The following is an 18437-nucleotide window of genomic DNA, read 5'->3' on the forward strand; positions in this document are numbered from 1 at the left end:
CCCGAAAACGGGACGTTAACGAGGCAGATAGTGGCGGTATCTCATGACTGAGATGGTGTATGGCGCGGTCCAGGACCAGCGCGGCGAACCGATTCTACCAAAGTGGTGGCGAACGATTGATCGCTGGACGATGTCCTGCGTTCTGATCCTGTTTGTCATCGGGCTGCTCTTGGGGCTGGCCTCGTCGCCACCGCTGGCAGGGCGCAACGGGTTCGATCCGTTCCACTATGTCGAACGGCAGGCGATCTTTGGCGGGCTGGCGCTGGTGGCGATGCTGCTGACCTCGATGATGTCGCCCACGCTGGTACGACGTCTGGCGGTGCTGGGCTTTCTGGGGGCCTTTGTGGCGCTGGCCTTCCTGCCCATCTTCGGAACCGATTTCGGCAAGGGTGCCGTGCGCTGGTATTCGCTGGGCTTTGCCTCGCTGCAGCCGTCGGAATTCCTGAAACCCGGCTTTGTGGTCGTCGCCGCTTGGCTGCTGGCCGCATCGCAGGAAATCAACGGCCCGCCGGGGCGGCTGTGGTCCTTTGCGCTGTGCATGGCGATTGTGGCGATGCTGGTGATGCAGCCCGATTTCGGGCAAGCCTGCCTGATCCTCTTTGGCTGGGGCGTGATGTATTTCGTCGCCGGCGCGCCCATGCTGCTGCTGGTCGGAATGGCCGGAGCCGTGGTTCTGGGCGGCATGTTCGCCTATTCCAATTCCGAACACTTCGCCCGCCGCATCGACGGTTTCCTCAATCAGGAACTCGACCCGACGACGCAGCTTGGCTACGCCACCAATGCCATCCGCGAGGGCGGCTTGTTCGGTGTCGGCGTGGGTGAGGGGCAGGTGAAATGGTCGCTGCCCGATGCGCATACGGATTTCATCATTGCGGTTGCGGCCGAAGAATACGGCCTGATCCTCGTTCTCATCATCATCGCGCTTTATTCACTGATCGTCGTGCGGTCGTTGCTGCGGTTGATGCGTGAGCGCGATATGTTCATCCGATTGGCCGGGACCGGTCTGGCCTGCATGTTCGGTGTGCAGGCGATGATTAACATGGGCGTCGCCGTGCGCCTGCTGCCCGCCAAGGGCATGACGCTGCCGTTTGTCAGCTATGGCGGCTCGTCCCTGATCGCGGGCGGCATCGCCGTTGGCATGCTGCTGGCCTTCACCCGCTCGCGCCCTCAAGGCGAACTGGGCGACATTCTGCGCGGACGAGGCTGATGCCCTATCTTTTGATCGCAGCGGGCGGCACCGGGGGCCATATGTTCCCGGCACAGGCGTTGGCCGAGGCGATGCTGCACAAAGGCTGGCGCGTGCGCCTGTCCACCGATCCGCGCGGTGCGCGCTATACCGGAGCGTTCCCCGAAGGCGTTGAGATCGTCGAGGCTTCCTCGGCTACCTTCGCCCGTGGCGGTCTGGCGGCCAAGATGCTGGTCGGGCCCAAGATCGCCGCAGGCGTCACCGGCATGGCGGCGCAGATGATGCGCGATAAACCGGACGTGGTGGTGGGCTTTGGCGGCTATCCTTCGATCCCGGCTTTGAGTGCGGCGACGCTGCTGAAACTCCCGCGCATGATCCATGAACAGAATGGGGTTCTGGGTCGCGTGAACCAGATATTCGCGACCCGTGTGGCCCAAGTGGCCTGCGGCGTCTGGCCCACGGACCTGCCCGACGGCTCCAAAGGCGTCCACACCGGCAACCCGGTCCGCGCCGCCGTGCTGGACCGTGCCGGTGCGCCCTATATCCCGCCCGGCGACTACCCGATGTCTGTCCTTGTAATGGGCGGCAGCCAAGGCGCGCGCATTCTCAGCGACGTGGTGCCCGGAGCGCTTGCAGCGCTGCCCGAATACCTGCGCGGCTTCGTTCGCGTCTCGCATCAGGCGCGGGATGAGGACGGTGAGCGGGTCAAGGCCTTCTACGCTGATCACGGCATTCGCGCCGATGTACAGCCGTTCTTTGACGACGTTCCGCGCCGTATGTCTGATGCTCAGCTTGTGATCTCCAGATCGGGCGCGTCCAGCATCGCCGATATCTCGGTGATCGGGCGACCCTCGATCCTGATCCCGCTGGCCACCGCCGCAGGCGACCACCAAACCGCCAACGCGCGTGGGCTGGTGCAGGCGGGTGGGGCGATCATGATCCCCGAAAACGCCCTTGACGTTTCCGCGCTGACAGAGCAAATCACCACGGTTCTCACCACCCCCGAGGCCGCCCAGAAGATGGCCCATGCCGCGCTGTCCGTTGGGGCACCGGATGCGACCGAGCGTCTGACCGCCCTCGTCGAACACCTCGCGCAGAAGGAGACCCCATGACCCCAGCCACCAAACTGCCGCAGGACGTCGGACCGATCCACTTTGTCGGCATCGGCGGGATCGGGATGTCGGGCATCGCCGAGGTGCTTTTGAACCTGGGTTACCAAGTGCAGGGCTCGGACCTGAAGGCATCAAAGATCACCGACCGTCTGGCTGCGCTGGGGGCCGAGATTTTCGAAGGCCAGCGCGCCGAAAACCTGCAAAACGCCGCCGTGGTTGTCACATCGACCGCGATCAAACCGGGCAACCCGGAACTGGATGAGGCGCGCGCGCAAGGCCTGCCGGTGGTGCGCCGCGCCGACATGCTGGCCGAACTGATGCGCCTGCGCTCGAACATCGCGATTGCCGGAACCCACGGCAAGACCACCACAACAACCATGATGGCCGAGCTGATGGTCGCGGGCGATTTCGACCCCACCGTCATCAATGGCGGCATCATCCACGCCTACGGCTCGAACGCGCGAATGGGGCAGGGCGAATGGATGGTGGTCGAGGCCGATGAAAGCGACGGTTCTTTCAACCGCCTGCCCGCCACCATCGCCATCGTCACCAATATCGACCCCGAGCATATGGAGCATTGGGGCGATTTCGATCAGCTGCGCGACGGATTCCATGAATTCGTCTCGAACCTGCCCTTCTACGGCCTCGCCGTCTGCTGCACTGACCATGCCGAGGTTCAGGCGCTTGTGGGCCGCATCACCGACCGCCGCGTGCGCACCTATGGGTTCAACGCGCAGGCCGATGTGCGGGCCGAGAACCTGACCTATAAGGGCGGCGTCGCCCATTTCGATATTCACCTGCAATACGAAGACAAGGTAATCGAAGGCTGCACCCTGCCAATGCCGGGTGACCACAACGTCTCGAACGCTCTGTCTGCGGTGGCCGTAGCCCGTCATCTGGGCATGAAAGCGTCAGAGATCCGCGACGCGCTGGCCAATTTCGGTGGTGTTAACCGCCGCTTCACCAAGGTTGGCGAAGTGAACGGCGTCACCATCATCGACGATTATGGCCACCACCCGGTTGAAATCGCCGCCGTCCTGAAAGCCGCCCGTCAGGCGACCGAGGGCCGCGTCATCGCCGTCCATCAACCCCACCGCTATTCACGCTTGTCCGGCCTGTTCGACGATTTCTGCACCTGCTTCAATGACGCCGACGTCGTCGCCATCGCCGAGGTCTTCGCGGCGGGCGAAGACCCGATCGAAGGGGCCGACCGCGACGCGCTGGTGCAGGGCCTGATCCGCCACGGCCACCGCCACGCCCGAGCAATTCTGGATGAAGGCGACCTCGCGCGGCTTGTCCGCGAGCAGGCCCGCCCGGGGGATATGGTCGTCTGTCTGGGCGCCGGTACGATCAGCGCTTGGGCCAATGGGTTGCCCGAGCGACTAGTCGCATGACCGCGTTTTTTGGCATATTGATATTGTTTGGGTTGGGGTTTGTGATCGGAGTCTTGCCCAGGTGGGTTATGCTTGGGGTGATCGCTCTGATTGCTGGGTTTTTGCTCTACGTACTTTACGGCCCGGATACTAAGGTTTCCATCGGTGCAAAGTTTGCGGCCTTTATTGCGTTGAATTCGCTTCCGTTTCTATTCGCAGGTTTTTGCGCTGGCCTCTGGCGCAGAAAAAAACAGTCAGCAGCTCAAGAGCTTCGCGATGCTTGACACTCCAACAGACATCTTTGGTCATCACGGCCAAGGCCCATCAGGAGGAGCGTCTTGAGTTTGTCGCTCATAATCGCCTGCCTCTGGGTCTTCGCCTCAACCATAGTGGCGATGCTCCCCATGCGGCTGCAATTCCCGCCCGGTATCGTGCTGTTCGTCAGTGCCCCGGCGCTAATTGTGTTCTTAGGCTATGATTATGGCTGGTTTGTGGGGTTACTTGCGCTCGCCGGGTTCGTCTCGATGTTTCGCAATCCGATCCGCTACTATTGGCGCAAATGGACTGGACGTGAGGTGCAGGAATGAACTGGTCAATCGCGCTTGCCGGTCTTTGGGGGTTGGTCGCCAACGTGCTTGCGATGCTGCCCAGCAAGGATAACCATTGGCGGCGAGCCTATTTCCTGATCGCTGTCGGCGTGCCTATTCTGGGTTATGTCACATATGAAAACGGCCCGTGGATCGGGCTGCTGGTGCTGGCGATGGGCATGTCCGTGCTGCGCTGGCCGGTGATTTACCTGACCCGTTGGATACGAAAGAGTATCGGGGGCTAGAGTTTGTGCTTTTGCTTTATTTGATTGCGCTGACGCTGGCGGCATTTTTTATTTTTTTCTTCAGAATTCTGGCTTTGCAAAACAAGAATGCAACTTGCCAGTTTTTAGGTGTAGCGTGGGTTTCAGTATTCTCTTGGCTGACACTTTATTTGCGCAGCATCTCTCATGACGTTCAGACTGCTTTTGTAGCTGTCTTTTGGGCGGGGTTGCTGATAGCAGGTGTTTTCTCACTAATCGGTTGGATTTGGGGAAGACTCTCGTGGCGAAGATCGCGTTGATGACAAACTGGGATATTCGTGGAAAGCTCACCGAAAGCCGCCCGCTCAACGACCTCACATGGCTGCGTGTCGGAGGGCCTGCGGATTACCTGTTCCAACCGGCTGATACCGAAGATCTGCAGGCGTTTCTGCGCGGCCTGCCCGCAGATACCCCGGTCTTCCCCATGGGCGTCGGATCGAACCTGATCGTCCGCGACGGGGGGCTGCGTGCCGTGGTGATCCGGTTGGGGCGCGGGTTCAACACGATCTCGATCGACGGCACCACCGTCACCGCAGGAGCGGCGGCGCTGGACGCGCATGTGGCGCGCAAGGCCGCGGATGCGGGGGTTGATCTAACCTTCCTGCGCACCATCCCCGGCTCCATCGGCGGCGCGGTGCGCATGAACGCAGGCTGCTACGGCAGCTACACCGCAGACGTTCTGCAAAAAGCCACCATCGTCACGCGGGCCGGAGAGGTGAAAGACCTCTCACCCCAAGACCTCAACTTCCGCTACCGCCAGTCCGACTTGCCCGAAGGCGCGGTGCTGATCTCGGCCACGTTCCAAGGCCCCAAAGGCGATCCCGCCGAGCTGCACGCCCGCATGGAAGCGCAACTGCAAAAGCGCGACGAAACCCAACCCACCAAAGACCGCAGCGCCGGTTCGACCTTCCGCAACCCCGCCGGGTTCTCCTCGACCGGCAAGGCCGATGATGTCCACGACCTCAAGGCATGGAAGGTGATCGACGACGCCGGAATGCGCGGGGCCACGCTTGGCGGCGCGCAGATGAGCCCCAAGCATTCGAATTTCCTGATCAATACCGGTGACGCGACCGCCGCAGACCTCGAAGGTCTGGGCGAAGAGGTCAGAAAAAAGGTTTACGAAACAAGCGGCATCACGCTAGAGTGGGAAATCATGCGGGTCGGTGATCCGCTGGAATAATAAAGCCCCAACCGTCAGACCAAAATCAGGCAAATTCAGGCGACGGATCAAAGGCATAAACGCAGTACGGACCACCACATAAGGTCCGGGGACATTGAGGCGCACATTGGGTATGTCGAGCAGGACAAACCCCAAAGTGGCGGTATTGATGGGTGGCCCCTCGGCGGAACGCGAGGTGTCTCTCAGCAGCGGGCGCGAATGCGCAGCCGCCCTTGTGGGAGAAGGCTTTGAAGTGGTCGAACTGGACGCGGGTCCCGACCTCTATGCGCGCCTTTTGGACATTAAGCCGGATGTGGTTTTCAACGCCCTGCATGGCCGCTGGGGCGAGGATGGCTGTGTGCAAGGCCTGCTGGAATGGATGCGCATTCCTTACACCCATTCCGGCGTGCTGGCCTCGGCGCTGGCGATGGACAAACAGCGCAGCAAAGAGATTTACCAGACCGAGGGCCTGCCCATCGTGCCCAGCGTGATCGTGCCCAAGGTCGAGGTGGTCGAGGTCCACGTGATGGAACCTCCTTACGTCGCCAAGCCCAACAACGAAGGCTCCAGCGTCGGCATCTATATCGTCCACGAAGGCTCGAACGGCCCCCCGCAATTGTCCGAGGACATGCCCGAGCATATCATGGTCGAGAAATACGTCGCAGGCCGCGAACTGACCGTGACCGTCATGGGCGACCGCCCCCTGACCGTCACCGAGATCATGACCGATGGCGGCTGGTACGATTACGACGCCAAGTACAAGCCGGGCGGATCGTGGCACGTCCTGCCCGCCGACATCCCCGCCGATATCTTTGACCGCTGCATGGAGTATGCGGTCAAGGCCCATAACGCTCTGGGCTGTCGCGGCGTGACCCGCACCGACTATCGCTGGGATGACAGCCTCGGCGCGGATGGTCTGTTCCTGCTGGAAACCAACACGCAGCCGGGCATGACCCCGACCTCGCTGGTGCCCGAACAGGCCGAGCATTGCGGCATGACATTCGGCCAGCTGTGCGCCTGGATGGTGGAGGATGCCTCATGCGACCGCTGACCGCCACCCGCGCACCGGTGATCCACCGGACCAAAGCCCTTGCGGGGCCAGACGCGGATTTCGCCGCGGCCCCTCGGCCTGATCCCAAACCTGAACCCAAACTGCGCCTGCGCGGTGCGCGCCTGTTTGGCCGCGCGCAGGCGTCGGACCCCGCGCCCTCGCGCCTCAGCTACCGTTTTCAGCGCTGGATGCTTACCCCCGGCATCCGGCGCGGGCTGAAGATCGGCCTGCCGGTGCTGGCCGTGGTCGCTGCGGTGGGCGGCTATTTCGCCTCGGAAGACCGGCGCGAGGCCGTCAGCACCTATATCGCCGACATCAAAACCTCGATTCAGGAACGGCCCGAATTCATGGTCAACCTGATGGCCATCGACGGGGCAGGGACCGCGCTGTCGGAAGATATCCGCGAGGTCGTGCCGCTCGATTTCCCGCTCAGTTCCTGGGATCTGGATGTCGAGCAAATCCGCGACACCATCACCGGGCTGGACCCGGTGAAATCGGCCACCGTGCGCATCCGCCCCGGCGGCATCCTGCAGGTGGACGTGGTCGAACGCCAGCCGGTGATCGTCTGGCGCACCCGCGACGGGATCGAATTGCTGGACGAAACCGGGGCCCATGTGGACCGTATCGCCGCGCGCGCCGATCACGCCACCCTGCCGCTGATCGCAGGCAAGGGTGCCGACAAACACGTCCCCGAAGCGCTGCAGATCCTGACCACCGCGCGCAGTCTGGGCGAACGCGTCCGCGGTCTGGTGCGCATCGGCGAACGCCGCTGGGATCTGGTGCTGGATCGCAACCAGCGCATCATGCTGCCCACCGACCGCCCCGCGCGCGCCTTGGAACGCGTGCTGGCGGTGAACGAGGTGCAGGACCTTCTGGAACGCGACGTGGTGGCGGTGGATATGCGCCTCGGACAGCGGCCAACCATTCGAATGAACAAAACAGCCAGCGAAGACTGGTGGAACACAAAAGTAGATGTGAGTAGCGGGCAGTAACGACCATGATGACCGATCTTTATCAGTCCCAACGGGCCATGCGGCAGATGCGCCGGCAGGCCATGCAACGCGGCGTTGTCGCCATTCTGGACGTGGGCAGTTCCAAAATCGCCTGCCTCGTGCTGCGCTTCGACGGCACCGGGCGGCTGTCCGAGGACAACTCGATCGGCTCGATGGCAGGTCAGACCGGTTTCCGTGTGATTGGCGCGGCCACCACCCGTTCGCGCGGCGTGCAGTTTGGCGAAGTCACCGCGATGCAGGAAACCGAACGCGCCATCCGCACCGCGCTGCAAGCCGCACAGAAGATGGCCGATATCCGCGTCGACCACGTGATTGCCAGCTTTTCAGGCGCGAACCCGCGCTCCTATGGTCTGGATGCGCAAGTCGATCTGGAGGGCCAACTGGTCACCGAGGCCGAGGTCGGCCGTGTTCTGAACGCCTGCGACGTGCCGGATTACGGCGAAGGGCGCGAGGTGCTGCACGCCCAGCCGGTGAATTTCGCGCTGGACAACCGCTCGGGCCTGATTGATCCGCGCGGTCAGTTGGGGCAAAGCCTCGCCGTGGATATGCACATGCTCACCGTCGACGCGGTGGCGATCCAGAACATCGTGCGCTGCATCAAGCGCTGCGATCTGGAACTGGCGGGGATTGCGAACTCGGCCTATGTGTCGGGGATTTCCGCACTGGTCGAGGATGAACAGGAACTGGGTGCGGCCTGTATCGACATGGGCGGCGGCACCACCAGCGTGTCGATCTTCATGAAGAAACACATGATCTATGCCGATTGCGTGCGCATGGGGGGCGATCATGTCACCAGCGATATTTCCATGGGCCTTGGCGTGCCCGCAGCGGTGGCCGAACGTATCAAGACCTTCAACGGCGGCGTCCACGCCACCGGGGCCGACGACCGCGACATGATCGATATCGGCGGCGATACCGGCGATTGGGAACACGACCGCCGCACCGTCAGCCGCGCCGAGCTGATCGGAATCATGCGCCCCCGCGTCGAGGAAATCCTCGAAGAGGTCCGCACCCGTCTGGACGCCGCGGGGTTCGATCACCTGCCCAGTCAGCAGATCGTGCTGACCGGTGGCGGCAGTCAGATCATGGGGCTCGACGGGCTGGCCAGCCGTATCCTCGGCCAACGCGTCCGCCTTGGCCGCCCGTTGCGCGTGCACGGCCTGCCGCAATCGGCGACGGGGCCGGGGTTCTCGTCGGCTGTGGGCCTCAGCCTGTTTGCTGCGCATCCGCAGGATGAATGGTGGGATTTCGAAATCCCCGTCGACACCTACGCCGCGCGCCCGTTCAAACGCGCCGTGCGCTGGTTCCGTGACAACTGGTAAAGCCCTGCGCCGGGCAGCCCTTGGCGTGGCCCTGTGGCCCGCCATGGCTCCGGCCCAAACCCTGATCTCTCCGGACGCGTTTCTGGACGCGGTGGTCGGCAAAACCATCACCTTCCACGAAATCCGCAGCGGTATGCTGGTGGGGACCGAGGAATTCCTCAGCCCGACTCTGTCCGTCTGGCGGATGGAGGGACGCGGCTGCGTCTATGGTCAGATCTCCACGCCCAACGGTCAAATCTGCTTTCTCTACGACGATGCCCCAAATGGCCTGCCGGTCTGTTGGTGGCCCTTCTTGCACAACGACCGCCTGATGGTACGGCTGGCCAGATTCGTCGGCAGCGAAACGCAAGAGGTCCGCAGCATCACCGAGGACGGCCTGAATTGCCCAAGTGCCCCGGTTGGCTAAAGAAATCGGTTGCAGCGCGCGCCGGAATCCCGCAAGATATCCACAAGGCCCGGCAGAGGCCCAGCGGCAGGACATTGAGCAGTTTTCCGCGACCAGAACAAGTGAGCTACCAGTGTCCGCACGCGCATCCAGGCGGGTGGGGTCTTTCGGCGCGTAGTATGACTTGAAGCTCTCGCCGCAACATATGGCGGTCACAGCGAAATGCCGCTGTTTGCTGCCTTATTTCCTCCATATTTTGTGGATTCTTGCGATTTTTCTGGTGACGTTTCCGAAATGACACAGTAAAATCATCTGTGGATAGGTCAGAAAAAACCGCATTTTGCGGCAACATATAAAACAGGCGGACAGAGCATGACATTGAATCTTTCGATGCCCGGGCACGACGAACTTAAGCCTCGGATCACGGTATTTGGCGTTGGTGGGGCAGGCGGCAACGCGGTCGACAACATGATCGAAAAGCAGCTGGATGGCGTGGAATTTGTCGTCGCCAACACCGACGCGCAGGCGCTGCAGCAAAGCCGCTCGTCGGCGCGGGTGCAGCTGGGCGTCAAGGTCACCGAAGGGCTGGGCGCAGGTGCACGGCCCGCCGTGGGGCTGCGGCTGCCGAAGAAAGCATCGAACAGATCGTGGATCACCTGGCGGGCGCGCATATGTGCTTTATCACCGCCGGTATGGGCGGCGGCACCGGCACCGGGGCGGCTCCGATCATCGCGCAGGCCGCGCGGGAACTGGGCGTGCTGACCGTGGGAGTAGTCACCAAACCCTTCCAGTTCGAAGGTGCCAAGCGGATGCGTCAGGCCGAGGACGGCGTTGAATCGCTGCAAAAGGTCGTCGACACGCTGATCATCATCCCAAACCAGAACCTGTTCCGTCTGGCCAACGAAAAGACCACGTTTACCGAGGCGTTCTCGATGGCCGACGACGTGCTCTATCAGGGCGTCAAAGGCGTGACCGACCTGATGGTGCGTCCGGGCCTGATCAACCTCGACTTTGCCGACGTTCGCGCCGTGATGGACGAGATGGGCAAGGCGATGATGGGCACCGGTGAGGCGACCGGCGAAGACCGCGCCATTCAGGCCGCCGAGAAAGCCATTGCCAACCCGCTGCTGGACGAAATCAGCCTCAAGGGGGCCAAGGGCGTGCTGATCAACATCACTGGTGCGCATGATCTGACCTTGTTCGAACTGGACGAGGCGGCGAACCGCATCCGCGAGGAAGTGGACCCCGAGGCCAACATCATCGTCGGCTCGACCCTCGATACCGAGATGGAAGGCGGCATGCGCGTTTCGGTCGTTGCCACCGGCATCGACGCCAGCGAGAAAACTGACGACGTACCGGTTGCGCGCCGCTCGATGTCGGCCCCGCTGACCCGTACTGTTTCGGCAGAAGAACCAGCCCCCGAACAAGTCGCCGCGGATGAGGCCCCCGCCGCTGAAGACGCAAACATCGCCCCCACGTTGTTTGAATCGATCGAGGATGTCGAATTGAACGAAGGCTGGCACGAAGAGCCCGCCGCGCAGGACGATGATGGTCTGCCACCCCCGGCCTACCAGCCTCAGGTGGCCCAGTTCGAGCCTCAGCCCGAGCAGGAAGAACCGGCTGAAGCGTATGTTGCGCCGCGTGCCCCGACCCCCGGCACCCCGTCGCCCGAGGCGATGCAACGGCTGCAGGCAGCGGTGCAGAAAGTGCCGCAAAACCGTCTGCGTCCGGCGGCTGAAGCACCGCGTGAACCGGCCCCCCAACCGCAACCTGCGGCCGAGGATCGCCCCCGGTTTGGCTTTAACCGTCTGATCGATCGGATGACCGGCCACGCCGCCGATACTCCGGCCCAACCGGCGCGTCAGCAACCGGCGATGCGGGCATCTGACGCAACGGCACCTGCACGGGAAGAGGCGGACCCGGATCAGGAACGTATCGAAATTCCGGCCTTCTTGCGCCGTCAAGCCAACTGACCACGGTAACAAAATCACTGTAAGGGGTCGCCATCTGGCGACCCTTTATCGTTACAAAACAGGACCCTGACAGGCGCTAAGCAGGGTTTTGCCGATCTGTCACATTCATGTTTCAATCGGTTGCAAAGAGTGAGTTGAGCCTTAACGCCCGCTTCCTTAGTTGAGTGTCCAACACAGCCACCCAAAGGCTGGACACCACGCGCTGAGGTTCACCTTGCAACATACGCTCAAATCATCGGTCACGTTTACAGGCACAGGGCTGCACAGCGGCAAGCCTGCGACGATGGTCCTCAAACCGGCGGCTGCCGGTCACGGGATCTGGTTCAAGCGGACCGATATCGAGCTTGGCAATGCGCTGATCCCTGCGATCTACGACGTGGTTGAACGCACCCCGCTCTGCACCCGGCTGGTCAACGACGCGGGTGTGTCGGTATCGACCATTGAACATATCATGGCCGCTCTGGCCGGATGTGGCATCCACAATGCGCTGATCGAGATCGATGGTCCCGAGGTTCCGATCATGGATGGCTCGTCCGTTGATTTCGTGCGTGGGATCATGGCCAAGGGTGTGCGCCGTCAGGCGAGCCCGGTTCTGGCCTATGAGGTGCTGAAGCCCGTCACTGTGTCGCGTGAGGGTGCAAGCGCATCGATCGTGCCTGCCGACAAGCTTGAGATCGAGTTTCACATCGACTTCGAAGACGACGCCATCGGCAGCCAGACCAAGGTTCTGGATATGTGCAACGGTGCGTTTGCGCGTGAACTCTGTGACAGCCGTACCTTCTGCCGCCGCACGGATGTCGAAGCGATGCGCGAAAACGGGCTGGCGCTGGGTGGTACACTGGACAACGCGGTGGTCGTGCAGGGTGACGAAGTGCTGACGCCGGGCGGTTTCCGCCACGCGGATGAGGCCGTGCGCCACAAGATGCTGGACGCCTTGGGAGATCTCTACCTTGCGGGCGGCCCGATTCTGGGGCGCTTTATCGGGGAAAAGTCGGGTCACTCGATGACCAACACACTGTTGCGCAAGCTGTTTGAAACACCTGGCGCGGTGCGTCCGATCCTGTGCACGCCGGAACAGGCCGCGCGTCTGCCGGGTCAGGGCCTTGTCCGCAGCGAGATTCCGCAGGTCGCCTGACACCCGATCAACTCTGGCGACATTTGCGTCACGAGGGTGCATAAGGCGTTTTGCCCCGGAATTTTATGTGCTAGACCAAGGTCCGATCAGGGACAAATCCCGCTAAGAAAGACGACAAGGATGGGCGGAATGGTTGGTACCAAGGCGGCAGTCAGGTTCGCAGGCGCGCTTCTTCTGGCGGCGGTTTTGACCGCATGTGGCGACAATGGCCTGTTCAGCAGCCGTGGTGCAGATCGCAATCAGAACCTCGAAGGGTTCACGCCTGAACAGATATTCACGCGGGGTGAATATGAGCTGTCGCAGAATCGCTCGGACGATGCAGCGTGGTATTTCTCGGAGGTGGAACGCCTGTATCCCTATTCCGATTGGGCCAAGCGCGCGCTGATTATGCAGGCGTTTTCGTTCCACAATGATCGGAATTATGCAGAAAGCCGCGCCGCCGCGCAGCGCTTTATCGACTTCTATCCAACGGATGAAGATGCGGCCTATGCCCAGTATCTTCTGGCACTCAGCTATTACGACCAGATCGATGAGGTCGGTCGTGACCAAGGGCTGACCTTCCAGGCGCTTCAGTCTCTGCGCACGGTGATTGAGGTTTATCCTGACAGTGAGTACGCCACCTCGGCCATCCTGAAATTCGATCTGGCGTTCGATCACCTCGCGGGTAAAGAGATGGAGATTGGGCGCTATTATCTGCGTCAGGATCACTTTACCGCTGCCATCAACCGCTTTCGTGTCGTGGTTGAGGATTTCCAGACGACATCCCACACCGCCGAGGCGCTCTATCGCCTGATCGAGGCTTATCTTGCGCTGGGTCTGGTGGATGAGGCGCAGTCAGCAGGGGCGATCTTGGGCTACAACTATCAGTCTTCGGAATGGTACGATGCCGGCTACAAATTGCTGACGTCGCGCGGGCTGGACCTCAAGAGCCGTGGCAACAACTGGCTGTCCACGATTTACCGTCAGACCATCAAGGGTGAGTGGTTGTAACCGCCATGGCTAAGGCCGAGGGACGCTAAAGACCCGATGCTGCGCGCCCTTGATATCCGCGATATGCTGATCATCGACCGGTTGGAACTGACCTTCCAGCCGGGTCTGAACGCTTTGACCGGCGAGACCGGGGCGGGCAAGTCGATCCTGCTGGATTCGCTGGGCTTTGTGTTGGGCTGGCGCGGGCGTGCCGAACTGGTCCGACAGGGTGCTGCGCAGGGTGAGGTCGTAGCCGAGTTCGAACTGCCCGCAAATCACCCCGCCCATGGGGTTCTGGCCGAGGCAGGTCTGCCCGGCGGCGAAGAGCTGATCCTGCGGCGGGTAAACACGGCCGAGGGGCGTAAGACCGCATGGGTCAATGATCGCCGCTGCTCGGGCGAGGTGCTGCGTGCCCTGTCGGAAACTCTGATCGAACTGCACGGCCAGCAGGATGATCGCGGTCTGCTGAACCCGCGCGGCCACCGCGCCATGCTGGATGCTTATGCCGGGGCAGGGGATCACATCGGCGCCGTCCGCGCCGCATGGGCCCAGATGTCCCGCGCTCGCAAGGCATTGGCTGAGACCGAAGCCACGCTGGCCACCATGCGCGCCGAGGAAGAATTCCTGCGTCATTCCGTGGGCGAACTTGACCAGCTTGACCCGCAACCGGGCGAGGATGCCGAACTCGACGCCCGCCGCCGCATGATGCAGGGGGCCGAGCGTATCCGCGACGACGTGGCCCGCGCCTTTGCCCTTCTGGGCGGTGATGGGGCCGAAGGCGCGATGGCCGACGCCGTGCGCTGGCTCGAAGGGGTCTCGGACAATGCAGGCGGCCAGCTTGAGGAACCCATCGCCGCTTTGGGCCGCGCCCTGATCGAACTGGGCGAGGCGCAGGACGGCGTCAACACCTGCCTGCAGGCGCTCGATTTCAACCCGGCGGAACTGGAACAGGCCGAGGAACGCCTGTTCGCCATCCGCGCGCTGGCCCGCAAACACGACGTCGCCCCCGACGATCTGGGTGCCTTCGCCGATACCCTGCGCGACCGCCTGAGCCGACTGGACGCAGGCGACGCCGACCTCAGCGACAAACGCGCCGCCGTCGACGCGGCGCAGGCTGAGTATGATGCAGCGGCCCAAGCGCTCAGCACCGCGCGCCAGACCGCGGCCAGCGCGCTGGACCAGGCGGTCATGGCCGAACTCGCGCCCCTGAAAATGGAACGCGCCGTGTTCCGAACCGAAATCACCCCCGCTGATCCCGGCCCCGAAGGCACTGACGCGGTGGCCTTCACCGTCGCCACCAACCCCGGCGCGCCCTCCGGCCCGCTGAACAAAATCGCCTCGGGCGGTGAACTCAGCCGCTTTCTGCTGGCGCTCAAGGTCTGCCTGACCGGCGAGGACAGCGCCCGCACCATGATCTTTGACGAGATCGACCGTGGCGTCGGCGGGGCAACGGCGGATGCGGTGGGTCGTCGTCTGGCATCGCTGGCGCAAGGTGGGCAGGTGCTGGTCGTCACCCACTCGCCACAAGTGGCCGCTCGTGCGGCGCATCACTGGCGGGTGCAGAAACAAGTGGCCGGAGATCAGACCCTGTCCACCGTCATCCCGCTGGCCGATCCCGACCGCGTGGACGAAATCGCCCGCATGGTCGCAGGCGATACGATAACGGAAGAGGCGCGCGCCGCTGCCCGTGCCCTGTTGGATGCATAATGCGCCTTCCTTGAACATCTTGCTGTGAACCGACTTTTCTAAGCCCTCCGCGTGGCTTACTAAGGGTCAGGTGATCACCTCGACGAGGGCCAATGACCCAATCAACCCGCACCGTGCTGCGCAATCAGCTCAATCAGGCCCTCTCGGCTTTGCGGGATGGCTGGCGGGTGATGCTGCATCGCGGTCCCAGCCAGATCCAGTTCTGGTTCATTGCGCTGCTGATCGGGATCGCGGCGGGCTTCATGGCGCTGGGGTTCCGCATGGCGATTTCGTCCTTGCAGGCCTATCTCTACGACACCGAAGACATCCTTTTCCTGCACACGCACGCGGCAAAGCTTCATTGGCTTTGGATATTGCTGATTCCTATGATCGGTGGACTGATCGTCGGGGTCATTCTGCACAATTTTACCGATGACGGGCGTGTGCGCTCGGTCGCGGATGTAATCGAGGGCTCGGCCATCATCGATGGGCGGGTCGAAAAGAAGGCCGGGATTGCATCCTTCTTTGCATCGCTGATCACGCTCAGCTCGGGCGGGTCGACGGGACGGGAGGGACCGGTTGTACATATGGCCGGGGTTATCTCGACCTGGGTCAGCGACCGGATCAACGCGGACGGTATCACTGGCCGAGACCTGTTGGGCTGCGCCGTGGCCGCCGCCGTTTCGGCCAGCTTCAACGCCCCCATCGCTGGGGCGCTGTTCGCGCTTGAGGTCGTGCTGCGCCATTTTGCTGTGCATGCCTTTGCGCCCATCGTGATTGCCTCGGTCGCTGGGACAGTGATCAACCGGCTGGCCTATGGGGATGTCACGGAATTCACGCTGGACACCCCCGGATCGCTGCAATTCTATGTCGAATTGCCCGCATTCCTGATCCTCGGTCTGATCTGCGGGCTGGTGGCGTTGGTTCTGATGCGCTCGATCTTCTTTGCTGAGGATATCGGGACGCATATCCAGAACCGTCTGTCCCTCCCGCGCTGGCTGCGGCCGGGGGTCTCGGGTCTGATGCTTGGCCTTCTGGCCATCTGGTTTCCCCACATTATCGGCGTCGGGTACGAGACTACGATCCGCGCCCTGACCGGAGATCTTGTCCTGACGACAGCGATCCTGTTCGCGGTGATCAAAACTGTTGCCGTGGCCATCACCATGGGCGGGCGCATGGGCGGCGGGGTGTTCTCGCCTTCACTGATGATCGGCGCGCTGACCGGGTTGGCCTTTGGCCTTATCGCCACCGGTCTACTGCCGGACGTGTCAGGCACCCATACGCTCTATGCCTTTGCCGGGATGGGCGCGGTAGCGGCGGCCGTACTGGGCGCGCCCATTTCGACGACGCTCATCGTCTTTGAACTGACCGGAGACTGGCAGATCGGCCTTGCCGTGATGGTGTCGGTGTCGATGTCCACGGCGCTGGCTTCGCGCCTTGTGGACCGGTCGTTCTTCCTGACCCAGCTCGAGCGTCGCAACGTGCATCTGGCTGCCGGGCCGCAAGCGTACCTGCTGGGCATGCTGCGCGCTGGCGCGGTCATGCGGCCACTGGGCGACGCGAGATCAATCACCAAGGACGAGGCGCTGGCATTGATCGAACAGGGGCTCTGCGTCAGAGCGAATGCCACGCTCGAAGCCGCCATGCCCTATTTCGACCGCGATGACATCCCGTGTATCCCGGTGGTGATTGTCGGCAAGGACGGCTGCGAAAACCCGGTGGGCGCGCTCTATCACATTGACGCGCTCAAGGCTTATAACCGCGCGCTGGCTGCAACGGCGGCCGAAGAACACTCCTGATCAGCCGCCATAAACGCTGGCCGCATCGCCCAGATAATTGTCCCAGGCAAACCAGTAAGAAATATGACCCGCGACGCGTGGCAACTGCGTGCCGTCCGGGGCGACCAGCGCCTCTTCTGTGACGGTCCATTTGGCCCCTGATTCGTCCAAAAGCCCGCCATCCGTGGTTGCGCGGAAACTATGCGCGCCGCGTTCATACGCGCGAACACTGCGTTTGTCAGGATCGCCCATCAGCATGAGCGCACGCCCACCAATCGCGTCATTGATCACCGGCTTTCCCTTGAAGGCCTCAAGTGGCCAAGCGCGTGCAGCCCCGAACTGGCGCACCGCGAACACATAGTCCTTTTGCCGGTGAACCCGCTGGTCCACCAAGGCGGGGAACATCAACTCGGATGAGGCGAAATACTCGCGATACACCACGCCCGATCCGTAGTCGCGCCGGTACCCGGTACTGAGCGACAGCACCTGCGTGTCGGGATGCGATGCTTTCCAGCTGTCCCAACGGGTGATCACCACCGGGCGCTGTTTCAGCTCGATCCCGCTGTTTACCAGGGGGCCAACGACCGGTTTGCCGGTATACTGGTTCCACAGCGAATGCGTCTCGCGGTCGAACATCAGCTTATTTGATCGATACAGGAATCCCGACGAGCCGAAGACGAACGGTTTGCGCCGCGCCTCGACCTGCGTTTCAAACAAAATGCCCGAACCGCATAGCGTACAGTAGGCCAGCGCGACCGGCACACCGCCAATCACCTCGTTGAACATCTCGTGCCAGCCCATGATCCGCAGCGGATAGGCCCGCACATCGCCGTTGATCGAGACACCAAAGACCAGATCATCGTCTTTCATGTAATCCGCCCGCGCCGCCGGTATCAGCTTGGGATTGTCCAGTGACGGGATGCCATCTTTGACAACGCCGCCCCAGGAAATCTCTTCCAGCCGGATCTTCATCTTGTCGCGCTGCAGGTACTCGGGCCGCAGGAACAGGTCGAAATTATCGTCGATCCCCAGCAACACCTCGCGTTTGAACGGAATCAGCGACGCGTGTGGCACGATCTGGGGGTTTCTTTCCTGCCACAACATCCACTCAAACCAATCGGGGCCAATGGATTCGCCGGTCAGCGCATCCATCACCTCGGCGATATCGTCTTCGCGCCGCCGGGCGAACCGCAATCCGGTCAGCAGGGCGGGGACGACATCGGGGTTGCCACGCTCTTTCAGAAAGGCCATCGAAGCCTCAAAATCGGTCCGCCCGCCGTAAAGCGTGGATCGTACCGCCTCAAGCACCGGATCTTCCTGGGCCCGAAGCCCGGTGGGCAGGGCGACACTGGCCCCCAGCAAGGCGGTGAAACTACGACGTGAGATCGACATGGCATCCTCCGATTGGGTTCAGACCCAATCTGCCTGCAATCGCGCTCACATAC

The 18437-nt window shown here is 62.3% G+C and carries 17 protein-coding genes and 1 pseudogene; 17 read left to right on the forward strand and 1 reads right to left on the reverse strand.

The window, feature by feature from the left end:
- Window positions 1-43 precede the first annotated feature (43 nt).
- The 17 genes and pseudogenes from ftsW (at window position 44) to ACR3EN_RS10725 (ending at window position 17013) form a co-directional block, all read left to right on the forward strand.
- Entirely contained in the window at window positions 44-1207 is a 1164-nt protein-coding gene (gene ftsW / locus ACR3EN_RS10645; RefSeq protein WP_480822685.1) for a putative lipid II flippase FtsW, read from the forward strand.
- On the forward strand, window positions 1207-2298 hold the full coding sequence (locus tag ACR3EN_RS10650) for a UDP-N-acetylglucosamine--N-acetylmuramyl-(pentapeptide) pyrophosphoryl-undecaprenol N-acetylglucosamine transferase (protein ID WP_480822683.1): 1092 nt from the start codon (window positions 1207-1209) through the stop codon (window positions 2296-2298). The genes ftsW and ACR3EN_RS10650 overlap by 1 nt, the downstream gene beginning before the upstream one ends.
- Entirely contained in the window at window positions 2295-3692 is a 1398-nt protein-coding gene (gene murC, locus ACR3EN_RS10655) for a UDP-N-acetylmuramate--L-alanine ligase (protein ID WP_480822682.1), read from the forward strand. Before ACR3EN_RS10650 ends, murC begins: the two co-directional genes overlap by 4 nt.
- On the forward strand, window positions 3689-3955 hold the full coding sequence (locus ACR3EN_RS10660) for a hypothetical protein (protein WP_480822681.1): 267 nt from the start codon (window positions 3689-3691) through the stop codon (window positions 3953-3955). Before murC ends, ACR3EN_RS10660 begins: the two co-directional genes overlap by 4 nt.
- Before the next feature lie 60 nt (window positions 3956-4015).
- Window positions 4016-4258: a DUF2484 family protein gene (locus ACR3EN_RS10665; protein WP_480918452.1), complete on the forward strand. Its 243-nt coding sequence runs from the start codon at window positions 4016-4018 to the stop codon at window positions 4256-4258.
- The gene (locus tag ACR3EN_RS10670) at window positions 4255-4503 is read left to right on the forward strand and encodes a DUF2484 family protein (RefSeq protein ID WP_480822678.1); all 249 of its coding nucleotides are present in this window, start codon (window positions 4255-4257) and stop codon (window positions 4501-4503) included. The genes ACR3EN_RS10665 and ACR3EN_RS10670 overlap by 4 nt, the downstream gene beginning before the upstream one ends.
- The gene (locus ACR3EN_RS10675) at window positions 4476-4781 is read left to right on the forward strand and encodes a hypothetical protein (protein WP_480843281.1); all 306 of its coding nucleotides are present in this window, start codon (window positions 4476-4478) and stop codon (window positions 4779-4781) included. Before ACR3EN_RS10670 ends, ACR3EN_RS10675 begins: the two co-directional genes overlap by 28 nt.
- Window positions 4781-5701 (forward strand): UDP-N-acetylmuramate dehydrogenase, encoded by a 921-nt coding sequence (gene murB / locus ACR3EN_RS10680; protein ID WP_480822674.1) that lies wholly within the window; start codon window positions 4781-4783, stop codon window positions 5699-5701. The genes ACR3EN_RS10675 and murB overlap by 1 nt, the downstream gene beginning before the upstream one ends.
- A gap of 112 nt (window positions 5702-5813) precedes the next feature.
- Window positions 5814-6731 carry a D-alanine--D-alanine ligase gene (locus tag ACR3EN_RS10685; protein WP_480822672.1) on the forward strand — a complete coding sequence of 306 codons (918 nt, stop codon included), beginning with the start codon at window positions 5814-5816 and terminating at the stop codon, window positions 6729-6731.
- Complete coding sequence (locus ACR3EN_RS10690; protein WP_480822670.1) at window positions 6719-7723, forward strand: cell division protein FtsQ/DivIB; 1005 nt, start codon at window positions 6719-6721, stop codon at window positions 7721-7723. Before ACR3EN_RS10685 ends, ACR3EN_RS10690 begins: the two co-directional genes overlap by 13 nt.
- A gap of 8 nt (window positions 7724-7731) precedes the next feature.
- On the forward strand, window positions 7732-9066 hold the full coding sequence (ftsA, locus tag ACR3EN_RS10695; protein WP_480531467.1) for a cell division protein FtsA: 1335 nt from the start codon (window positions 7732-7734) through the stop codon (window positions 9064-9066).
- Window positions 9053-9472 carry a hypothetical protein gene (locus tag ACR3EN_RS10700; protein ID WP_480822668.1) on the forward strand — a complete coding sequence of 140 codons (420 nt, stop codon included), beginning with the start codon at window positions 9053-9055 and terminating at the stop codon, window positions 9470-9472. Before ftsA ends, ACR3EN_RS10700 begins: the two co-directional genes overlap by 14 nt.
- Before the next feature lie 447 nt (window positions 9473-9919).
- Window positions 9920-11424, forward strand: a pseudogene (gene ftsZ / locus ACR3EN_RS10705) (cell division protein FtsZ).
- Window positions 11425-11638: 214 nt separating this feature from the next.
- A complete protein-coding gene (gene lpxC, locus ACR3EN_RS10710; RefSeq protein ID WP_480822664.1) occupies window positions 11639-12559 on the forward strand; it encodes a UDP-3-O-acyl-N-acetylglucosamine deacetylase in 921 nt (306 codons plus the stop codon).
- Window positions 12560-12688: 129 nt separating this feature from the next.
- Window positions 12689-13549 carry an outer membrane protein assembly factor BamD gene (locus ACR3EN_RS10715; protein ID WP_480822662.1) on the forward strand — a complete coding sequence of 287 codons (861 nt, stop codon included), beginning with the start codon at window positions 12689-12691 and terminating at the stop codon, window positions 13547-13549.
- A 36-nt stretch (window positions 13550-13585) separates the two neighbouring features.
- Window positions 13586-15235, forward strand: a complete 1650-nt coding sequence (gene recN / locus ACR3EN_RS10720) for a DNA repair protein RecN (protein ID WP_480822660.1) — start codon at window positions 13586-13588, stop codon at window positions 15233-15235.
- A gap of 92 nt (window positions 15236-15327) precedes the next feature.
- Window positions 15328-17013: a chloride channel protein gene (locus ACR3EN_RS10725; RefSeq protein WP_480822658.1), complete on the forward strand. Its 1686-nt coding sequence runs from the start codon at window positions 15328-15330 to the stop codon at window positions 17011-17013.
- On the opposite strand, the gene ACR3EN_RS10730 is transcribed toward ACR3EN_RS10725, so the two are convergent.
- On the reverse strand, window positions 17014-18384 hold the full coding sequence (locus tag ACR3EN_RS10730) for a DUF3179 domain-containing protein (protein WP_480822656.1): 1371 nt from the start codon (window positions 18382-18384) through the stop codon (window positions 17014-17016).
- Between the last annotated feature and the right edge of the window lie 53 nt (window positions 18385-18437).

The organism is Ruegeria sp. G7, from assembly GCF_056535465.1.